This is a genomic window from Nocardiopsis sp. CNZ308, assembly GCF_004217075.1.
In genome coordinates this window covers 4,666,994-4,683,226 of sequence record NZ_SHKJ01000001.1, presented here as the reverse complement: position 1 = coordinate 4,683,226, position 16,233 = coordinate 4,666,994, and the positions used below count along the sequence as shown (strand labels likewise).

The following is a 16,233-nucleotide window of genomic DNA, read 5'->3' as shown; positions in this document are numbered from 1 at the left end:
GCGAAACCTAGGGTTCACACCACACCGAGGGGCGTGACCCCCGTCACATTCCCTGACCTGCGCCGACAGCGTCCGACCGTTGAGTGGAACCGATGGCAGACAGACCCCCCGCCCCCGAAGACCGACCTCCCCGTCCCTCCCGGCCCGCGCCGGTGCGGTGGCTGGAGACCGCCGAACTGGTCACCGGCGTCGCGCTTTTGGCGATGATCCTCGTCCTCATGCTCCTCCAGGCCACCCAGCGCCACCTGCCCGTGGACGGCTGGGTCTGGACCGGGGAACTGGCCCGCCTCGGGCTGGTCTGGCTCGCCTTCTCCCTCGTCGGCTACCTGCTGGGCCGCGACGAGCACATCACCCTCAAGATCGTGGACTTCCTGCTCGACGGCCGCGCCCTGCGCGCGGTGTGGATCCTGGCCAACCTCGTGGTCGCCGCGGTGGGCGCGGTGTGCGTCCTGGAGGCCGTCGAACTCGTCTTCGGCGGGTCCCCCCAGCAGACCCCGGCCCTGCGGATCCCCGTCTCCTGGACCTACGTGATCCCCCTCGTCGGCCTGGCGCTCATGACGCTGCGGGCCCTGGCCAACGCCCTCCTGGTCGCCGGGCCGCCGCGGCGCGAGGGCCGCACGGCCGACTCCGGGGAGGAGGTGCGATGAGCGCGCTGCTGGTCGTCCTCGGCATCCTCGTCCTGCTGGTCCTGCGGGTGCCCGTCGCCTTCGCGATCCTGGGCCCGTGCCTGACCTACATGCTGGTCGGCGGGCAGTCCACCGGGCTGAGCCTGCGCACGGCGGCCCAGGAGGTCAACAGCTTCCCCCTCCTGGCCGTCCCGCTGTTCGTCCTGCTCGGGGTGATCGCCAACCACACCGGGATCGCCGACCGGCTCTTCGGCTTCGCGCGGGTGCTGTTCGGCCGGGTGCGCGGCAGCCTCGGCTACGTCAACATCGGCGTGAGCGTGGGCTTCTCCTGGATCAGCGGGTCGGCCCTGGCCGACGTCGCGGGCATGGGCAAGATGCTGGTCCCGGCGATGAACAGGGCGGGCTACCCCCGGCGCTTCACCCTGGGGCTGACCGCGTCCACCAGCCTGATCAGCCCCGTCATGCCGCCCAGCATCCCGGCGATCGTGTACGCCTCCGTGGCCGCCGTCTCCACGGCCGCGCTGTTCGCCGCCGCGGTGGTGCCCGCGTTCCTCATGGCGGGCGGGCTGACCCTGGCCGTGTTCCTGTGGACGCGGGGCAGACCGGAACTCGCGGGGCAGCGCGCGGAGCGGGGCGAGGTGCGCACCGCGACCGTGCGGGCCCTGGGCCCGCTGGGCACGCCCGTGCTGCTGCTCGGCGGCATCCTCAGCGGCCTGTTCACCCCCACCGAGGCCGCGGCGGTCGGCGTCGCCTACGTGCTGGTCCTGGGCCTGTGCTACCGCACCCTGAGCCCGCGGACGCTGTGGCGCATCGGCGTGGAGACCGCCACCACGGCCGCCTCCATCGCCGTCATCCTGGCCGCCTCCGGCCTGCTGGGCTGGGTGCTCGCCCGCGAGCAGGTGCCCCAGCGGGTGGCCTCGGCACTGCTGGGCCTGACCGAGAACCCGACCGTCCTGCTCCTGCTGGTGGCCCTGATCCTGCTCCTGGTCGGCACGGTGCTCGAACCCGTCGCCGCCCTGGTCATCACGGTCCCGGTCCTGCTCCCCGTCGCCGTCCAGGTGGGTGCCGATCCCGTCCACTTCGGCGTGATCGCCATCGTCAGCCTGATGCTCGGCCTGCTCACTCCCCCGATCGGCGGCGTGCTGTTCGTCCTGGGCTCGGCCACCCGCACCCCCATGCACGAGGTGTTCCGCGGGACCGCGCCCTTCCTGCTGCCGCTGCTGGCGATCCTGCTGCTGCTGACGCTCGCCCCCGACCTGGTCCTGTTCCTGCCCGCGCTCCTGGACCTGTGACGCCCGCCGGTCCCGCGTCACCCGGTCGGCACCCGACCGCCGCGGACGGACCGGCCACGACCCCCACTCCCGAGGAGGGAACCCCATGCGCACCATCACCCGCTGGACGGCGCTGCTCCCCGCGGCCGCGCTCGCCCTGACCGCCTGCGGCGCCGGCGGCTCCGACGACGCGACCACCCTGACCTTCGCCAACAGCTACCCCGAGGACCACCCGCACACCCGCTGCGGCATCGACCTGGTCGCCGAGCGCGTGAACGGCGCGGACGCCGGGTTCACGGTCGAGACCTTCCCCAACAGCCAACTGGGCAACAACACCGAGACCTTCGCCTCGGTGATGTCCGGCGACATCGACATGGACGTGCAGGGCTCCGCGGCCCTGGGCTCCTCCTACGGGCCGATCGGCGCCCTGGACGCCGCCTACGCCTTCCGCGACGCCGACCACCTGTTCTCCTACTTCGACTCAGAGAACTCCCAGGAGCTCAAGGACGGCTTCGCCGAGGCGACCGGGGCCCGGATCCTGGACGTGTGGTACTTCGGCGACCGCCACTTCACCGCCAACCAGCCCATCCGGCGCCCCGAGGACCTGGAGGGCCTGCGCATGCGCTTCCCGGACTCGCCCATCTACCTGGCCAACGCCGAGGCGCTGGGCGCCGAGCCGACCACCGTGGCCTTCGAGGAGGTCTACCTCGCCCTCCAGCAGGGCACCGCCGACGGCCAGGAGAACCCGGTCCCGACCATCGAGGGCGACAACTTCGTCGAGGTCCAGTCGCACATCAGCCTCACCGGCCACCAGGTCGGCTCGCAGATGATCGTGGTCTCAGGGCAGACGTGGGACGCGCTGACCGAGGAGCAGCGGCGGGTGCTCCAGGAGGCCGTCAGCGAGGTCCGCGCGGAGAACCGGGCCTGTATCGAGGAGGCCGAGGAGCGGATCCTGGAGGAGTGGCGGGCCGAGGGAACCATCGAGATCGTCGACGACGTGGACGTGGAGGCCTTCCGTTCCCGGGTCCAGGACCACTTCGCGCAGAACCTGGACGGGGAGCAGCTCGCGCTCTACGAGTCCTTCCAGGAGACCGAGTAGGCACGGCGAACGACGAGGAGGGGAGGGCACGACCATGCGGCGCTCCATAGCCACCGTGTCGCTGAGCGGCACCCTGGAGGAGAAGCTCGAAGCCGCGGCCGGGGCCGGGTTCGACGGTGTGGAGATCTTCGAGAACGACCTGGTGGGGTCGGCGCTGCCGCCCCGCGAGGTCCGGGCCCTGGCCGACTCGCTGTCCCTGAGCATCGACCTCTACCAGCCCTTCCGCGACTTCGAGGGGGTGGACGAGGCGCAGCTGGAGCGCAACCTCCGGCGCGCCGAGGCCAAGTTCGCCCTCATGGTGGAGCTGGGCGTGGACGTGCTGCTGGTGTGCTCCAGCGTCGCGCCCGCCGCGACCGGGGACGACGCGCGCTCGGCCGCGCAGCTGCACCGCCTGGCCGAGGCGGCGGCGCCGTTCGGGGTGCGCATCGCCTACGAGGCCCTGGCGTGGGGGCGCCGGGTGAACGACTACCGGCACGCCTGGCGGCTGGTCCGGATGGCCGACCACCCCGGGCTCGGGGTGTGCCTGGACAGCTTCCACATCCTGTCGCGGGGGCACGACCCCTCGGGCATCCGCGCGATCCCGGGCGAGAGGATCTTCTTCCTCCAGCTCGCGGACGCGCCGCTGATGCCGATGGACGTGCTGCACTGGAGCCGCCACCACCGGTGCTTCCCCGGCCAGGGCGCCTTCGACCTGACGGGGTTCACCGGGCACGTGCTCGCGGCGGGCTACACCGGGCCGCTGTCGCTGGAGGTGTTCAACGACGTGTTCCGGGCCTCGGACCCGCGGCGCACGGCCGCCGACGCGCTGCGGTCGCTGGCGGTGCTGGAGGACGAGGCCGGTAGGCGGATTCCGGCACCGGTCCCGGGTGCCGGGGACGGCGCGGTCACCCTTCCGGACACCGGAAGCGGCAGCGGTCCGGCTCCGTCCCGAGCAGGCGGCACGGCCACGGCCCCGCCCCGGGGAGGCGGCGCGCGGACCGGCTCGGGCGCGCCCCCGTCGCGCGGAAGCGGTGCGACGGTGGAACTGCTCCGCCTGCCCCGCCCCGCACGGACCCGGGGCTACGCCTTCGTGGAGGTCGCGGCCCCCGAGCACTCCGCGCCGCGGGTGCGCCACGCCCTGCGGGGACTGGGGTTCGCGCACACCCGCGACCACCGGTCCAAGCCGGTGCAGCTGTGGGAGAACGGGCGGGCGCGCGTCCTGCTCAGCGCCACCGACCCCCAGCTGGGGCACACCTGGAGCGGGGACGCCGCGGTGACGGCCCTGGGCGTGGACGTGGCCGACGCCGAGGGCGCGATGCGGCGGGCCGAGCGCCTGCTGGCGCCGCCGCTGCCCCGGCGCCGCGACCCGGCCGAGTCGGTCCTGCACGCGGTGGCCGCGCCCGACGGGACCTCGGTGTTCTTCTGTCCGGGCGGGCCCGCCGAGGGGGAGGACTGGCTGGCCGACTTCTCCGTCCCGGCGCGCGAGCCGGGCGGGGGCGGGGAGGCCGCCCTGACCGGCATCGACCACGTGGGGCTGTTCCAGCACCTGGACCACTTCGACGAGGCCTCGCTGTTCTACCGCTCGGTGCTGGGACTGGACCCCGACGACGGCACCGAGCTGGCCGCCCCGGACGGCCTGGTGCGCAGCCGCGCGCTGAGCCTGGGCGGGGCGGCGCCGCGCATCGCCCTCAACGCCCCGCTTCTGGGGCGGGGCCCCGACGACGCGCGGGGAGGACCCCAGCACGTGGCCTTCGGGTGCGAGGACGTGTTCGCGGTCGCGCGGGCGATGAGGCGGGGCGGAGCCGAGCCGCTGCGCATCCCCGACAACTACTACGCGGACCTGGCCTGCCGCACGGACCTGGAGCCGGTGACCCTCGAACTCATGCGCGAGTCCGGCATCCTGTACGACCGGTCGGGGGAGGGCGAGTTCTGGCACTTCTACACGCCGATGCTGGACGGGCGGCTCTTCCTGGAGGTGGTGCAGCGCGGGGGCGGGTACCGGGGCTACGGCGCCGCCAACAGCTCCCCGCGCATGGCGGCGCAGCGCGCGGAGGCCCGGCGCACGGAGAACCGGCGCGCGGAGGCCCGGCACACGGCTGACCGGCGGGCGGAGGCGGACCGGTGACCGCGGCGACGGCCCGGGAGACGCGGGCGCGCGCCCGTTCCTCGCTGGTGGGGCTGATCGGCACGGGCGTGGGCCCCTCCCTGACCCCGGCGATGCACGAGCGCGAGGCCGCCGAGCTGGGGCACCGCATGATCTACCGGACCGTGGACCTGGCGGAGCTGGGCCTGGCCCCGGAGGCGGTCGGCGGCCTGGTGGCCTCCGCACGCCACCTGGGCTTCAACGGCCTCAACATCACCCACCCGTGCAAGCAGCTGGTGCTGCCCGCGCTGGACGGCCTCACGCCCGAGGCGGCCACCCTGGGCGCGGTGAACACGGTGGTGTTCCGGTCCGGCTCCGCCGTCGGGCACAACACCGACTGGTCGGCGTTCGCGCGCTGCCTGGAGCGCGGCCTGCCCGGGGCTCCCCTGGACCGGGTCGTGGTGCTGGGCGCGGGCGGGGCGGGGGCGGCCGTGGTCTACGCCCTGCTCGTGGCGGGCGCGCGGGAGGTGGCCGTGGTCGACACGCGGGTGGACCGCGCCCGCGACCTGGCCGCGCGGATGGGCGGGCGCTTCCCCGGGGCGCGCTGCCCGGCGTACGGGACCGACGGGCTCGGCCCGCTCCTGGCGGCGGCGGACGGCATGGTCAACGCGACGCCGACGGGCATGGCGCACCACCCGGGCAGCCCGGTCCCCGCCGGGCTGCTGCGCCCGTCGATGTGGGTGGCCGACGTCGTCTACCGGCCGCTGCGCACCGAACTGCTGCGCCGGGCCGCGGAGCGGGGGTGCCCGACCCTGACGGGCGGGGAGATGGCGGTGTTCCAGGCCAGCGAGGCCTTCGGGCTGTTCACGGGCCTGGAGGCGGACGCCGGGCGCATGCTCGCGCACTTCCACACCCTGCTCGCGGAGTCCTGAACCGGGCTCGGCCCTGACCCTGCGGCGGGCGGAACGCCGGGGCTCCCGGAGGGGAGCGTGCACGACGACCGCCGCCCACCGCTCCCCGCGGGGGCGGGGCGGTGGGCGGGCCGACGCGGCGGCGTACCGCCTGGTGGGAACGGGGGGCGGCGTCGGTCCTCAGGAGACGAAGAGCGCCGCGGCGTCCACCGCGGTCTGCGCCACCCCGTAGGCCAGGGCGGCGAGCACGATCACCCACAGCAGGATCGCGGTGACGGTGGAGGCGTTGGTGGTCCGGTTGCCTGACATGTGTGGCCCTTCCTCGGTGACCGGTGAGGCGTGTGTGGGGTTCCGGGGCGGGATCCGTCGCGGACCCGCCCCCGGGCCCGGGCTCAGCTCCGCCCGGCGACGCGTTCGCGGTCGCGCTGGTGGACCCGCTCGGGCAGGGGCCGGACCAGCATGTTCGCGAGGAAGCCCACGGCCATGACGCCGACCATGACGTAGAGGGAGAGCCCGTAGAGCTCGGCCCCGTCGCGTCCGGCGGCCATCTGGGCGTCGGCGATGACGTTGACGATCATCGGTCCGGCGACCCCGGCCAGCGACCAGGCGGTGAGGAGCCTGCCGTGGACGGCGCCCACGTTGAAGGTGCCGAACAGGTCCTTCAGGTAGGCGGGCACCGTGGAGAAGCCGCCGCCGTAGAAGGACAGGATGACGCCGGTCAGCGCCACGAACAGCACGATCGAACTGGTTCCGGCGACGGCGATCAGCAGGTAGAGGAGCCCGCCCAGGCCGAGGTAGCCGATGTAGACGCGCTTGCGGCCGATCGCGTCGGAGGCCGAGGACCACACGAGCCGCCCGAGCATGTTGCACAGGGAGAGGAAGCCGACGTAACCCGCCGCCTCGGCCGGGCCGACCCCGGTGAAGAACTCCTGCACCATGGGCGAGGCCTGCTCCAGGATCCCGATCCCCGCGGTGACGTTGCAGAAGAGCACGGTCCACAGGAGCCAGAACTGCGGGGTGCGCACGGCGGTCTCCACCGACACCCCCTCCAGCGCCGGGGACACTCCAGCGGAGGCGCCCTTCGGCTCCTCGGCGGCGGCCCCCGGGGGCCGCCAGCCGGCCGGGGGGACGCGCACGGTGAAGGCGCCCAGCATCATGACCACGAAGTAGACCGCGCCCAGGGTGAGGAACGCTGGCGCGATGGCGTCCGCGGGGGTGTCGGCGTAGCGCCGGAGGAGTTCGGAGGACAGCGGCGAGGCGATGAGCGCGCCGCCGCCGAAGCCCATGATCGCGATGCCCGTGGCCAGGCCGGGCCGGTCGGGGAACCACTTGATGAGGGTGGAGACCGGCGAGATGTAGCCGATGCCCAGGCCGAGCCCGCCGAGGAAGCCGTAGCCGAGGTAGACCAGCCAGAGCTGGCCGGTCGCCACGCCGAGCGCGGCGACCGCGAACCCGCCGGACCAGAACAGGCCGGAGACGAACATCGCCTTGCGCGGGCCGTTGCGCTCCACCCACTTGCCGCCGAACGCGGCCGACAGGCCGAGCATGACGATGGCGATGCTGAAGATGATCCCGATCGCGGTCAGCGAGGTGTCGAACCGCTCGACCAGCGGGTTGCGAAAGACGCTGAACGCGTACACCTGGCCGATGGACAGGTGTACCGCCAGGGCCGCGGGCGGGATGAGCCACCGGCTGTAGCCGGGTGGCGCGATGCTCCTCTCGTAGTCGAGGAACGAGGTCAGGGGACTGGTGCGCGTCATGGATCCCGCTTCGTGTTCTGCTTGTCGCGGTGGGGGCGCGGACGCCGGGGCCGCTCCTGCCGGTCCGGGATCCTCCCGGGGTTGCCGGGAACCGGGCTGGGCGGGGTGTTCCACCCTGTCGAGAGCAGCCCCCTCACGGAGAGTGATCGTGCGAATGTCGAACGTCTGTGCCGGAAGCGAACTTATGTGATGAACGCGTCATGATCAAGCCCTCAGTGGCCACAAACCGGTCAAACACCCCATTTCCCTCAACGCCCCCGCGCCACCGGGACCACGGCGACGGCCGCGGCGGAGAAGAGCGCGCTCACCGCGAAGACGAAGGGCAGTCCCGCGAGGGTGATCACCGCCGCCATGAGCACCGGCGTCAGAGTGGTGCTGACCGCCTGGAGCCAGTTCTGCGCGGCCAGGGCCCGCCCCGCCCAGGAGGTCCCCGCCGTCTCGGCGACGGCGGTGAAGGTCAGGCCGTTGTGCCACATCGTCAGGACCAGGCAGGCCAGGAGCAGCGGGACGGCCGTCCACGCCCAGGCCCACGGCAGCGCCGCGAGCAGCACCAGGCAGACCCCCGAGACCACCGCCAGCCACCGCACCGGGCGCATCCGGTCCCCGGTCCGGTCGGACCAGACGCCCAGCAGCAGCCGCCCGGCCGCCCCGGGCACCTGCGCCACCGCGACGACCGCGCCCGCGGCGGGCGGGCTCCACCCCTGTTCCTGCACCAGGTAGATGACGGCATAGGTCATCAGCGCGATCTGCGGGACGCCGAGCAGCATGCTCACCCCGTGCACCCGCCAGATGTGCCCGTGCCGGTAGGGCGACCCGGCCGCGGGGCGCGCGGCGGCTTCACCGGTGTCAGCGGCGTCCGCGCCCGCGGAGGGCTCGGCGTGCACGGCGTGCGCGGCGTCGGCGGCGGCGTCCCCGGTCTCCTCCGGTGCCGGGGGCCGCCCGGGGGCGGAGGCGGGCATCGCCAGCACGAACGGGACCGCCAGGAGCGCGAGCACGGCAGGGAGGGTCATCGCGCCGACGAACCCCCAGGCGCCCGCCGCCCAGGGCAGCGCCAGGGCGGAGACGCCCACGCCCAGCGGCAGCGCCGACTGGCGGACGCCCATGGCCAGGCCGCGTTCACGCTCGGAGAACCAGGACAGCACCAGCCGTCCGCTCGCCGCGTTGACCGGGCCGCCGACCGCGCCCACCAGCAGCAGGACCGCGACGGCCCCCCACAGCCCCGAGACCGCCCAGAGCAGGCCGAGCGCGCACGCCGTGAGCACCAGGCTCAGCGCCATCGTCGGCCGCTCCCCGAACCGGTCGATCACCAGGCCCCACACCAGGAGCGTGAGGAGCAGGCCGAGCGAGGGCAGACCGGCCAGCATCCCGGCCTGCGCGGTGGTGACGCCGAAGGCCTCCCTCAGCTGCGGCAGCACGACGGGCACGCCGAACATCGCCGACACACTGGCCACCTGCGCCACCATGCTGACCGAGAGGACGGCCCAACGGTTCCGTACGAGCACCCGGCCAGCCTAGGGAAGGCGGCGTCCGCGGTGTCCACCGCCCCGGACCGCGACCGCCCGGTCCCGGGGGCGTCCTCCCCCGCACCCGGCCGCGGCCCCGGGGCTCCGCGCCGTGCGCTCCCCGGACACGGCCGCGCCCCCGGCCTCCGGAGCCCACGCCCTCATGACCTGGGATGACGCCTTCCCGCCGCCACCCGGCCGCGTCCTCCCGGTCCCCCTAACGGAACCCGGCTCCCCGCGCGCCCTCCCAGGCCCGGGCGGCCTCCTCCGGCGGCCCCGAGGCCGCGATCCGCCCGCCCGCGAGCACCAGGCAGTGGTCGGCGTCGAAGGCCTCGTCGGGGGCGTGGGTGGCGTGCACGACGGTGACCCCGTCGGCGCGGGCCCGCTCCAGGACGCGGCGCACGTACTCGCGCGCACGGTGGTCCAGCCCGGCCGACGGCTCGTCCAGCAGGAGCAGGTCGGCCTCCTGCGCCAGGCCCTGGGCGATGAGCACCCGCTGGCGCTGACCGCCCGACAGCTCCCCCAGGCGGCGTTCGGCCAGGTCGGCGACGTCCAGGCGGTCGAGGCACTCCGCGACCACGGCGCGGTCGCGCCGGGTCAGCGGCCGCCAGAACCCCCGGTGGGCCCACCTCCCCATCGAGACGGCCTCGCGCACGGTGACCGGCAGGGCGTCGGGGACGGCGCTGCGCTGGACCACGAAGGCGGGGCGGGTCGGACGCGAGGCCCGGACCCCGCCCCGGCGGACCCTGACCGTGCCCGCCATGAGGCCGAGCAGCGTGGACTTGCCCGACCCGTTGGGTCCCACGAGTGCCGTGACCGCACCCTCCGGGACGGCCGCGTCGACGCCCCGCAGGACGTCCTCGCGCCCGTATCCGGCGTACACACCGTCCAGTTCCAGACGGTTCATCCCGTTCCTCACGCTCACCCCGATGTGCAAATGACAATGGTTATCGTTATACAGTGTCCCACTATGGAAGCTCTGTTCGACCCGTTCGGGGTCGTGTTCGTGCAGCGTGCGCTGTGGGGAGGCATTCTGGTCTCCCTCATCTGCGCCGTCGCCGGGACCTGGGTGGTGCTGCGCGGCATGGCCTTCCTCGGCGACGCGATGTCGCACGGGATGCTCCCCGGAGTGGCCCTGGCGTCCCTGCTGGGCCAGAACCTCATGCTGGGCGCGGCCCTGGCCGCGGGGGCGATGGCCGCGGGCGTCACCGCGCTGGGCCGCTCGTCCCGGCTGTCCCAGGACACGAGCATCGGACTGCTCTTCGTCGGGATGCTCTCACTCGGCGTGATCCTGGTCTCGCACTCGTCCTCCTTCGCGGTCGACCTCACGGGCTTCCTGTTCGGGGACGTCCTGGCGGTGCGCGAACAGGACCTGGTCCACCTGGGCCTGGCACTGGCCGCGGCCCTGGTCGTCGCCGTCGCGGGGCACCGGGCGTTCCTCGCCCTGGCCTTCGACCCGCGCAAGGCCGCCACCCTGGGGCTGGCGCCCCGGGCCGCCCACGGCGTCCTGCTCGGCCTGGTCACCCTGGCCGTGGTCGCCTCGTTCCACGTGGTCGGCACGCTGCTGGTGTTCGGGCTGCTCATCGCGCCCCCGGCGGCGGCGGCCCTGTGGGCGCGCAGCGTGCCCGCGATCATGCTCGGCGCGGCCGTACTGGGCAGCGCCGCGACCTTCCTCGGCCTGCTCGTCTCCTGGCACTGGGAGACAGCGGCCGGGGCCACGATCGCCGCCACGGCCACAGCGTTCTTCTTCGCCTCCGCCCTCGCGGCGGCCGTGCGCTCCCGCGGGCGCGGCTCCCCCGACCCGATCCCCGACACCACCCCCGACCACCCCGTACAGATGGAGAGGCCGATGACACATGAGGCGTGAACACCGCACAGGCGCGCTGGGCGCGGCCGGACTGTCCGCCCTCGTCCTGCTGACCGGCTGCGGCGCCGCGCAGGAGGGCACGGAACAGCAGCCGGAGGAGGAGGTCCCGCACGGCTACGTCGAGGGCGCCGAGGAGACCGCCGAGCCCCAGTCCCGCCTCGTGGTCGCCGACCCCGCCAGCGGAGACGTCCGGGTGCTCGACCTGATCACCGAGGAGACGACGGAGCTCGACCCGGTGGAGGGCCTCGACGGCATCGCCGGGGACGGCCGCTTCGCGTACCTGCACTCATCCGACCACCGGATGACCACCGTGGTGGACAGCGGGGCGTGGACCGTCGACCACGGGGACCACAAGCACTACTACCGGACCGGTGTCGGACTCGCGGGCGCGGTGGAGGGCCTGGCCGCGGGCCGGGTCGCCTCCGACACCGCCCTGACCGCGCTGACCGGGCCGGACGGCGCCGCCGTGCTCGACCGGTCCGCGCTGGAGGAGGGGTCGGTCGAGGAGGCCGCGGCCCTCCCCGACGGCGCCGCGGTGGTCCTGCCCTTCGCCGAGCACCTCCTGGTGGTCGGGGGCGGCTCGGGGGGCGGGGTCGAGGTGCGTGACCGGGACGGCTCCCCCGTCGCCACGCTCGACGCCGCCTGCACCGACCCCCTCGGCCAGGCCGTCACCCGGCGCGGAGCCGTCATCGGCTGCGCCGAGGGCGCCCTGCACGTCACCGAGGAGGACGGGGTGTTCTCCGGCGACGTGGTGGACTACCCCGGCGGCTCCGATGAACGGGTCGAGGAGTTCGGGCACCGTCCCGGTTCGGCGACCCTGGCCTCGGTCTCCACCGGCGGCGACCTGTGGGTCCTGGACCTGGCCGAACCCGGGTGGACCGCGCTGGAGCTGGAGGGAGCCGTGACCGCGACGGCCGTCGGCGAGGGCGCCCCCGTCCTGGCCCTGACCGGCGACGGGACCCTGCACTCCCTGGACCCGGCCTCGGGCGGGGAACTGGCCTCCGCCGACCTGCTCGACGGCACCGGCACCGCGCACGCCCCCGTCATCCGCGCGGACACCAGCCGCGCCTACGTCAACGACACCGGGCGCGGTGTGGTGCACGAGATCGACTACAACGACGACCTGCGCGTGGCGCGCACCCTCGACCCGGGCATCGCGCCGCACCTCATGGTCGAGACGGGATGGTGACCGCCGTGACGGCTCCGAAGGCGCTCCTGCGCGCCGCGACCGCGTCCGCCCTGGCCGGGGCGGTCCTGCTCGGCACGTCCTCCTGCTCCTCGCAGGAGGACGGGGGCGAGGGGATCGTGGTGACCACCAACATCCTGGGCGACCTCACGCGGGAGGTCGTGGGCGAGGAGGCCGAGGTCACCGTCCTGATGAAGCCCAACGCCGACCCGCACTCCTTCGGCATCTCCGCGCGGGAGGCCGCGCTCGTGGAGAACGCGGCGCTCGTGGTCTACAACGGGCTCGGCCTGGAGGAGGGCGTGCTGCGCAACGTCGCCGCCGCCGAGCAGGCCGGGATACCCGCCCTGGAGGTCGGCGCCCAGGTGGACCCCTTGGCCTTCTCCCCCGGCGGTGACGCCGCGGACAACGAGGACGAGGGCGAGCCCGACCCGCACTTCTGGACCGATCCGCGGCGGGTCGTCCGGGCCGTCGAGCTGATCGCCGAACACGTGGTCGCCGAGGTGGACGGCGTGGACGCCGAGGCCGTACGCGCCAACGCCGAGGCCTACACCGCGCAGCTGGAGGAGCTGGACGCGTGGATGGCCGAGGAGTTCGCCGCGGTCCCGGAGGAGGACCGCAACCTGGTCACCAACCACCACGTCTTCGGCTACCTCGCCGAACGCTACGGGTTCGAGGTCGTGGGCGCCGTGATCCCCAGCGGCACCACCCTGGCCTCGCCCAGCAGCTCCGACCTCAAGTCCCTGGCCGACGCCGTGAGCGCGGCGGGCGTCGAAGCCGTCTTCGCCGACTCCTCCCAGCCCGACCGCCTGGCCACGGCCATGGCGGAGGAGGCGGGCGTACGCATCGAGGTCGTCCCCCTCTTCTCCGAGTCCCTGAGCGAGGAGGGCGGGGGCGCGGCCACCTACCTGGAGATGATGCGCTCCAACACCGAGGCCATCGCCACCGGACTGCGTGGCGAGTGACCGGGCCCCAGTCCCGGCACGACCGCGGCGGTCCCTCCCCCCGCCCGCGGCGGACCCTTCCACCCCGAAAGAGAGAAACGTGAACACCCCGACGAACAACGCGACGACGCGGTTCCCCGCGCGGGCGGCGCTGCCCGCGCTGCTGTCCGCTGGACTGCTGCTGACCGCCTGCGGCACCGGAGAGGAGGCCCCGCAGGAGCAGGGCGGCGAGGAGCAGGGCGCCGCGGAGGCCGTGGTGGAGAACCCGGTCGTCACCACCTACGACGGCGGCCTGTACGTCCTGGACGGCCAGACCCTGGAGGTCGTCCAGGACATCGCCCTGGAGGGCTTCAACCGGATCAACCCGGCGGGCGACGACCGGCACGTGCTGGTCTCCACCTCGGAGGGCTTCCAGGTCCTGGACGCGGCCGGCGCGGAGCTGACCGACACCGTCTTCCCCGCCGACACCCCCGGCCACGTCGTCCGGCACGCGGGCCGGACCGTGCTGTTCGCCGACGGCAGCGGCGAGATCACCGCCTTCGACACCGGCTCCCTCGGCGACGGCCTGCCCGAGACCGACGTGACCAACGCGGAGGAGGCCCACCACGGCGTGGCCGTGGAGCTGGCCGACGGCGAGATGCTGCTGACCCTGGGCGACGAGGAGGAGCGCGTCGGCGCCGTCGTCCTGGACGCCTCCGGCGAGGAGGTCGCCCGCAGCGAGGAGTGCCCGGGCGTGCACGGCGAGACCACGGCCGAGGGCGAGGCCGTCGTCATCGGCTGCGAGGACGGCGTCCTGGTCTACCAGGACGGCGGGTTCACCAAGGTGGACAGCCCCGACGACTACGGGCGCATCGGCAACCAGGCCGGGAGCGAGGAGTCGCCGATCGTGCTGGGCGACTACAAGACCGACCCCGACGCCGAGCTGGAGCGCCCCGAGCGGGTCGCGCTCGTGGACACCGCCGCGGGCGACCTGACCCTGGTGGACCTGCCCGCCAGCTACACCTTCCGCTCCCTGGGCCGCGGCCCCGAGGGGGAGGCCCTGGTCCTGGGCACCGACGGCAGCCTGCACGTGATCGACCCCGAGGCGGGCGAGGTCGTGGACAGCATCGAGGTCATGGACGAGTGGCAGGAGCCGCTGGAGTGGCAGCAGCCCCGCCCGGCGCTGTTCGTGCGCGGCGCCACCGCCTACGTGAGCGACCCCGCCACGAAGCGGGTCCACGCCCTGGACCTGGAGTCCGGTGAGGTCACGGCCTCGGTGACCCTGGACGCCGAGCCCAACGAGCTCAGCGGCGTCGCGTCCTAGACGCCCTTGTCCGGGGCGGGCGCGCGTTCCCCGCGCGCCCGCCCCGGCGTGTGTCCCGGTACCGGAACGCACCGGTCGGGCGCAGCGCGGCTGCCGGATGCCGGGCGGCGCCGGGCGCACACGGGGAGGACCCGTGCGCGCCCGAACCGGACCCCCGCGAGCTGGGGCCGGTCCAGGGAACGGGACCGGGACCCACCGGGCCGGGGCCGACGCCTCACCAGTCGTGCATCGAGCCGTCGAGCCTGCGGTTGACCGGCAGGTACCGGGCCTCGTAGGGGTAGCGGGCCGCGGCCTCCTCGTCGATCTCCACCCCCAGACCCGGCGCGTCGCCCGGGTGCATGTAGCCGTCCGCGAAGGTGTAGGAGGTCCGGAACACCTCGCTGGCGGGCTCCAGGTGCCCCATGTACTCCTGGATGCCGAAGTTGGGCACGGTCAGGTCCAGGTGCAGGGCCGCGGCGAACGACACCGGCGACAGGTCGCCCGCGCCGTGCGAGCCGGTGCGCACCCCGTACAGGTCGGCCAGGTCGAAGATCCGCCGCAGGTGCGTGATGCCCCCGCTGTGCGAGACCGACATGCGGATGTAGTCGATGAGCCGCTCGGTGATCAGGTGCTGGCAGTCCCAGATCGTGTTGAAGACCTCCCCCACCGCCAGCGGGGTGGTGGTGTGCTGGCGGATCGTGCGGAACGCCTCCTGGTCCTCGGCCGGGGTGGGGTCCTCGATCCAGAACATGCGGTAGGGCTCCAGCGACCTGCCCAGCTGGGCGGCCTCCAGGGGGGAGAGCCGGTGGTGCACGTCGTGCAGCAGGTGGAAGCCGTAGCCGAACCTCTCCCGGACCGCCTTCATCATCTGGGGCGCGAAGTCCAGGTAGGCGGGGGTGTGCCAGACGTTGTCGGTGGGCATCGCCGCGTCGGCGGGCTCGTAGGTGTGGCCGGTGCCGGGGTGGTGCAGCCCGTAGGTGCTCTCCAGGCCCGGGACGGCGGCCTGCACGCGCACCGCCCGGTACCCCTGGTCCAGGAAGCCGCCGACCGATTCCAGGAGGTCGTCCACGGACTGGCCGCTGGCGTGGCCGTAGACCATGACGCCCTCGCGCGCGGCGCCGCCGAGCAGCTGGTGGACGGGCTTGCCGACCTGCTTGCCGAGGATGTCCCACAGGGCGCAGTCCACGGCGGCGATCGCGGTCATGGTGACGGGGCCGCGCCGCCAGTAGGCGCCGCGGTACAGGTACTGCCAGATGTCGTTGACGCGGCCGGAGTCGCGGCCCACGAGCAGCGGGCAGACGTGGTCGCGCAGGTAGGAGGCGACGGAGAGTTCGCGGCCGTTCAGGGTGGCGTCGCCGAGGCCGGTGGTCCCGTCCTCGGTGGTGATCTTGAGGGTGACGTAGTTGCGTCCCGGGCACGTCACGATGACGTCGGCGGAGGTGATCCTCATGGGTGCTTCCTCGTGGGTGGGGGTGTACCGCGACACCCGGCGTAACCGGGCCGCGGGGGCGGCCGGACGGTGGCACGCCCCCGCGGACCGGGGCCCTGGTGAGCCCGGCGGAGTCGCGCCGCGCTTTGCCGTCAACTCCCCGCGCTGTGCCTGACGTCGTAGGTATATCGTTTTCCCACTGGGGTGTCGAGACCTGGAAAAACCGCTTCTACTGCGGTAGGGTCCGCCGAAACGTTCGGGTTCATCGTTTTCCCAAGGGCTCCCCGGCACGCGCGG

Annotated in this window: 14 protein-coding genes; 9 read left to right on the top strand and 5 right to left on the bottom strand. The window is 74.0% G+C overall.

Annotated elements, in window-relative coordinates:
* Positions 1-92: 92 nt before the first annotated feature.
* The 5 genes from EV372_RS20205 to EV372_RS20185 all read left to right on the top strand — a co-directional run bounded on the left by EV372_RS20205 (position 93) and on the right by EV372_RS20185 (position 5,990).
* Positions 93-647: a TRAP transporter small permease gene (locus tag EV372_RS20205; protein WP_130397270.1), complete on the top strand. Its 555-nt coding sequence runs from the start codon at positions 93-95 to the stop codon at positions 645-647.
* Positions 644-1,918, top strand: a complete 1,275-nt coding sequence (locus EV372_RS20200) for a TRAP transporter large permease (RefSeq protein ID WP_130397269.1) — start codon at positions 644-646, stop codon at positions 1,916-1,918. Before EV372_RS20205 ends, EV372_RS20200 begins: the two co-directional genes overlap by 4 nt.
* A gap of 85 nt (positions 1,919-2,003) precedes the next feature.
* Complete coding sequence (locus EV372_RS20195; protein ID WP_130397268.1) at positions 2,004-2,996, top strand: DctP family TRAP transporter solute-binding subunit; 993 nt, start codon at positions 2,004-2,006, stop codon at positions 2,994-2,996.
* A 34-nt stretch (positions 2,997-3,030) separates the two neighbouring features.
* Positions 3,031-5,100 carry a TIM barrel protein gene (locus tag EV372_RS20190; RefSeq protein ID WP_130397267.1) on the top strand — a complete coding sequence of 690 codons (2,070 nt, stop codon included), beginning with the start codon at positions 3,031-3,033 and terminating at the stop codon, positions 5,098-5,100.
* Positions 5,097-5,990, top strand: coding sequence for a shikimate dehydrogenase (locus tag EV372_RS20185; protein WP_130397266.1), 894 nt, complete (start codon positions 5,097-5,099; stop codon positions 5,988-5,990). Before EV372_RS20190 ends, EV372_RS20185 begins: the two co-directional genes overlap by 4 nt.
* Positions 5,991-6,149: 159 nt before the next feature.
* On the opposite strand, the gene EV372_RS29485 is transcribed toward EV372_RS20185, so the two are convergent.
* The 4 genes from EV372_RS29485 to aztA form a co-directional block, all read right to left on the bottom strand.
* A complete protein-coding gene (locus EV372_RS29485) occupies positions 6,150-6,278 on the bottom strand; it encodes an MFS transporter small subunit (RefSeq protein ID WP_275101188.1) in 129 nt (42 codons plus the stop codon).
* Positions 6,279-6,361: 83 nt separating this feature from the next.
* Positions 6,362-7,729, bottom strand: a complete 1,368-nt coding sequence (locus EV372_RS20180) for an L-lactate MFS transporter (protein WP_130397265.1) — start codon at positions 7,727-7,729, stop codon at positions 6,362-6,364.
* A 248-nt stretch (positions 7,730-7,977) separates the two neighbouring features.
* A complete protein-coding gene (locus tag EV372_RS20175) occupies positions 7,978-9,231 on the bottom strand; it encodes an MFS transporter (protein ID WP_165436009.1) in 1,254 nt (417 codons plus the stop codon).
* A 217-nt stretch (positions 9,232-9,448) separates the two neighbouring features.
* On the bottom strand, positions 9,449-10,138 hold the full coding sequence (gene aztA / locus EV372_RS20170; RefSeq protein ID WP_130397264.1) for a zinc ABC transporter ATP-binding protein AztA: 690 nt from the start codon (positions 10,136-10,138) through the stop codon (positions 9,449-9,451).
* 63 nt (positions 10,139-10,201) lie between these two features.
* On the opposite strand from aztA, the gene aztB reads away from it, so the two are divergent.
* From aztB to aztD, 4 genes are all read left to right on the top strand, one after another.
* Entirely contained in the window at positions 10,202-11,098 is an 897-nt protein-coding gene (aztB, locus tag EV372_RS20165) for a zinc ABC transporter permease AztB (RefSeq protein WP_130397263.1), read from the top strand.
* Entirely contained in the window at positions 11,088-12,287 is a 1,200-nt protein-coding gene (locus tag EV372_RS20160) for an ABC transporter (RefSeq protein ID WP_130397262.1), read from the top strand. Before aztB ends, EV372_RS20160 begins: the two co-directional genes overlap by 11 nt.
* Entirely contained in the window at positions 12,281-13,246 is a 966-nt protein-coding gene (gene aztC, locus EV372_RS20155) for a zinc ABC transporter substrate-binding protein AztC (protein ID WP_130397261.1), read from the top strand. Before EV372_RS20160 ends, aztC begins: the two co-directional genes overlap by 7 nt.
* Positions 13,247-13,325: 79 nt before the next feature.
* A complete protein-coding gene (aztD, locus tag EV372_RS20150) occupies positions 13,326-14,528 on the top strand; it encodes a zinc metallochaperone AztD (protein WP_130397260.1) in 1,203 nt (400 codons plus the stop codon).
* A gap of 214 nt (positions 14,529-14,742) precedes the next feature.
* Here the strand turns inward: aztD and manD are convergent, their stop codons facing one another.
* Positions 14,743-15,957 (bottom strand): D-mannonate dehydratase ManD, encoded by a 1,215-nt coding sequence (gene manD / locus EV372_RS20145; protein WP_130397259.1) that lies wholly within the window; start codon positions 15,955-15,957, stop codon positions 14,743-14,745.
* Between the last annotated feature and the right edge of the window lie 276 nt (positions 15,958-16,233).

Bases quoted from the DNA above. Each gene is read 5' to 3' on its own strand.
- EV372_RS20180 (WP_130397265.1), bottom strand. From the start codon at position 7,729: ATGACGCGCACCAGTCCCCTGACCTCGTTCCTCGACTACGAGAGGAGC.
- EV372_RS20190 (WP_130397267.1), top strand. From the start codon at position 3,031: ATGCGGCGCTCCATAGCCACCGTGTCGCTGAGCGGCACCCTGGAGGAG.
- EV372_RS20200 (WP_130397269.1), top strand. From the start codon at position 644: ATGAGCGCGCTGCTGGTCGTCCTCGGCATCCTCGTCCTGCTGGTCCTG.
- aztA (WP_130397264.1), bottom strand. From the start codon at position 10,138: ATGAACCGTCTGGAACTGGACGGTGTGTACGCCGGATACGGGCGCGAG.
- EV372_RS20205 (WP_130397270.1), top strand. From the start codon at position 93: ATGGCAGACAGACCCCCCGCCCCCGAAGACCGACCTCCCCGTCCCTCC.
- manD (WP_130397259.1), bottom strand. From the start codon at position 15,957: ATGAGGATCACCTCCGCCGACGTCATCGTGACGTGCCCGGGACGCAAC.
- EV372_RS20195 (WP_130397268.1), top strand. From the start codon at position 2,004: ATGCGCACCATCACCCGCTGGACGGCGCTGCTCCCCGCGGCCGCGCTC.
- EV372_RS20160 (WP_130397262.1), top strand. From the start codon at position 11,088: ATGAGGCGTGAACACCGCACAGGCGCGCTGGGCGCGGCCGGACTGTCC.
- aztC (WP_130397261.1), top strand. From the start codon at position 12,281: ATGGTGACCGCCGTGACGGCTCCGAAGGCGCTCCTGCGCGCCGCGACC.
- aztB (WP_130397263.1), top strand. From the start codon at position 10,202: ATGGAAGCTCTGTTCGACCCGTTCGGGGTCGTGTTCGTGCAGCGTGCG.
- EV372_RS29485 (WP_275101188.1), bottom strand. From the start codon at position 6,278: ATGTCAGGCAACCGGACCACCAACGCCTCCACCGTCACCGCGATCCTG.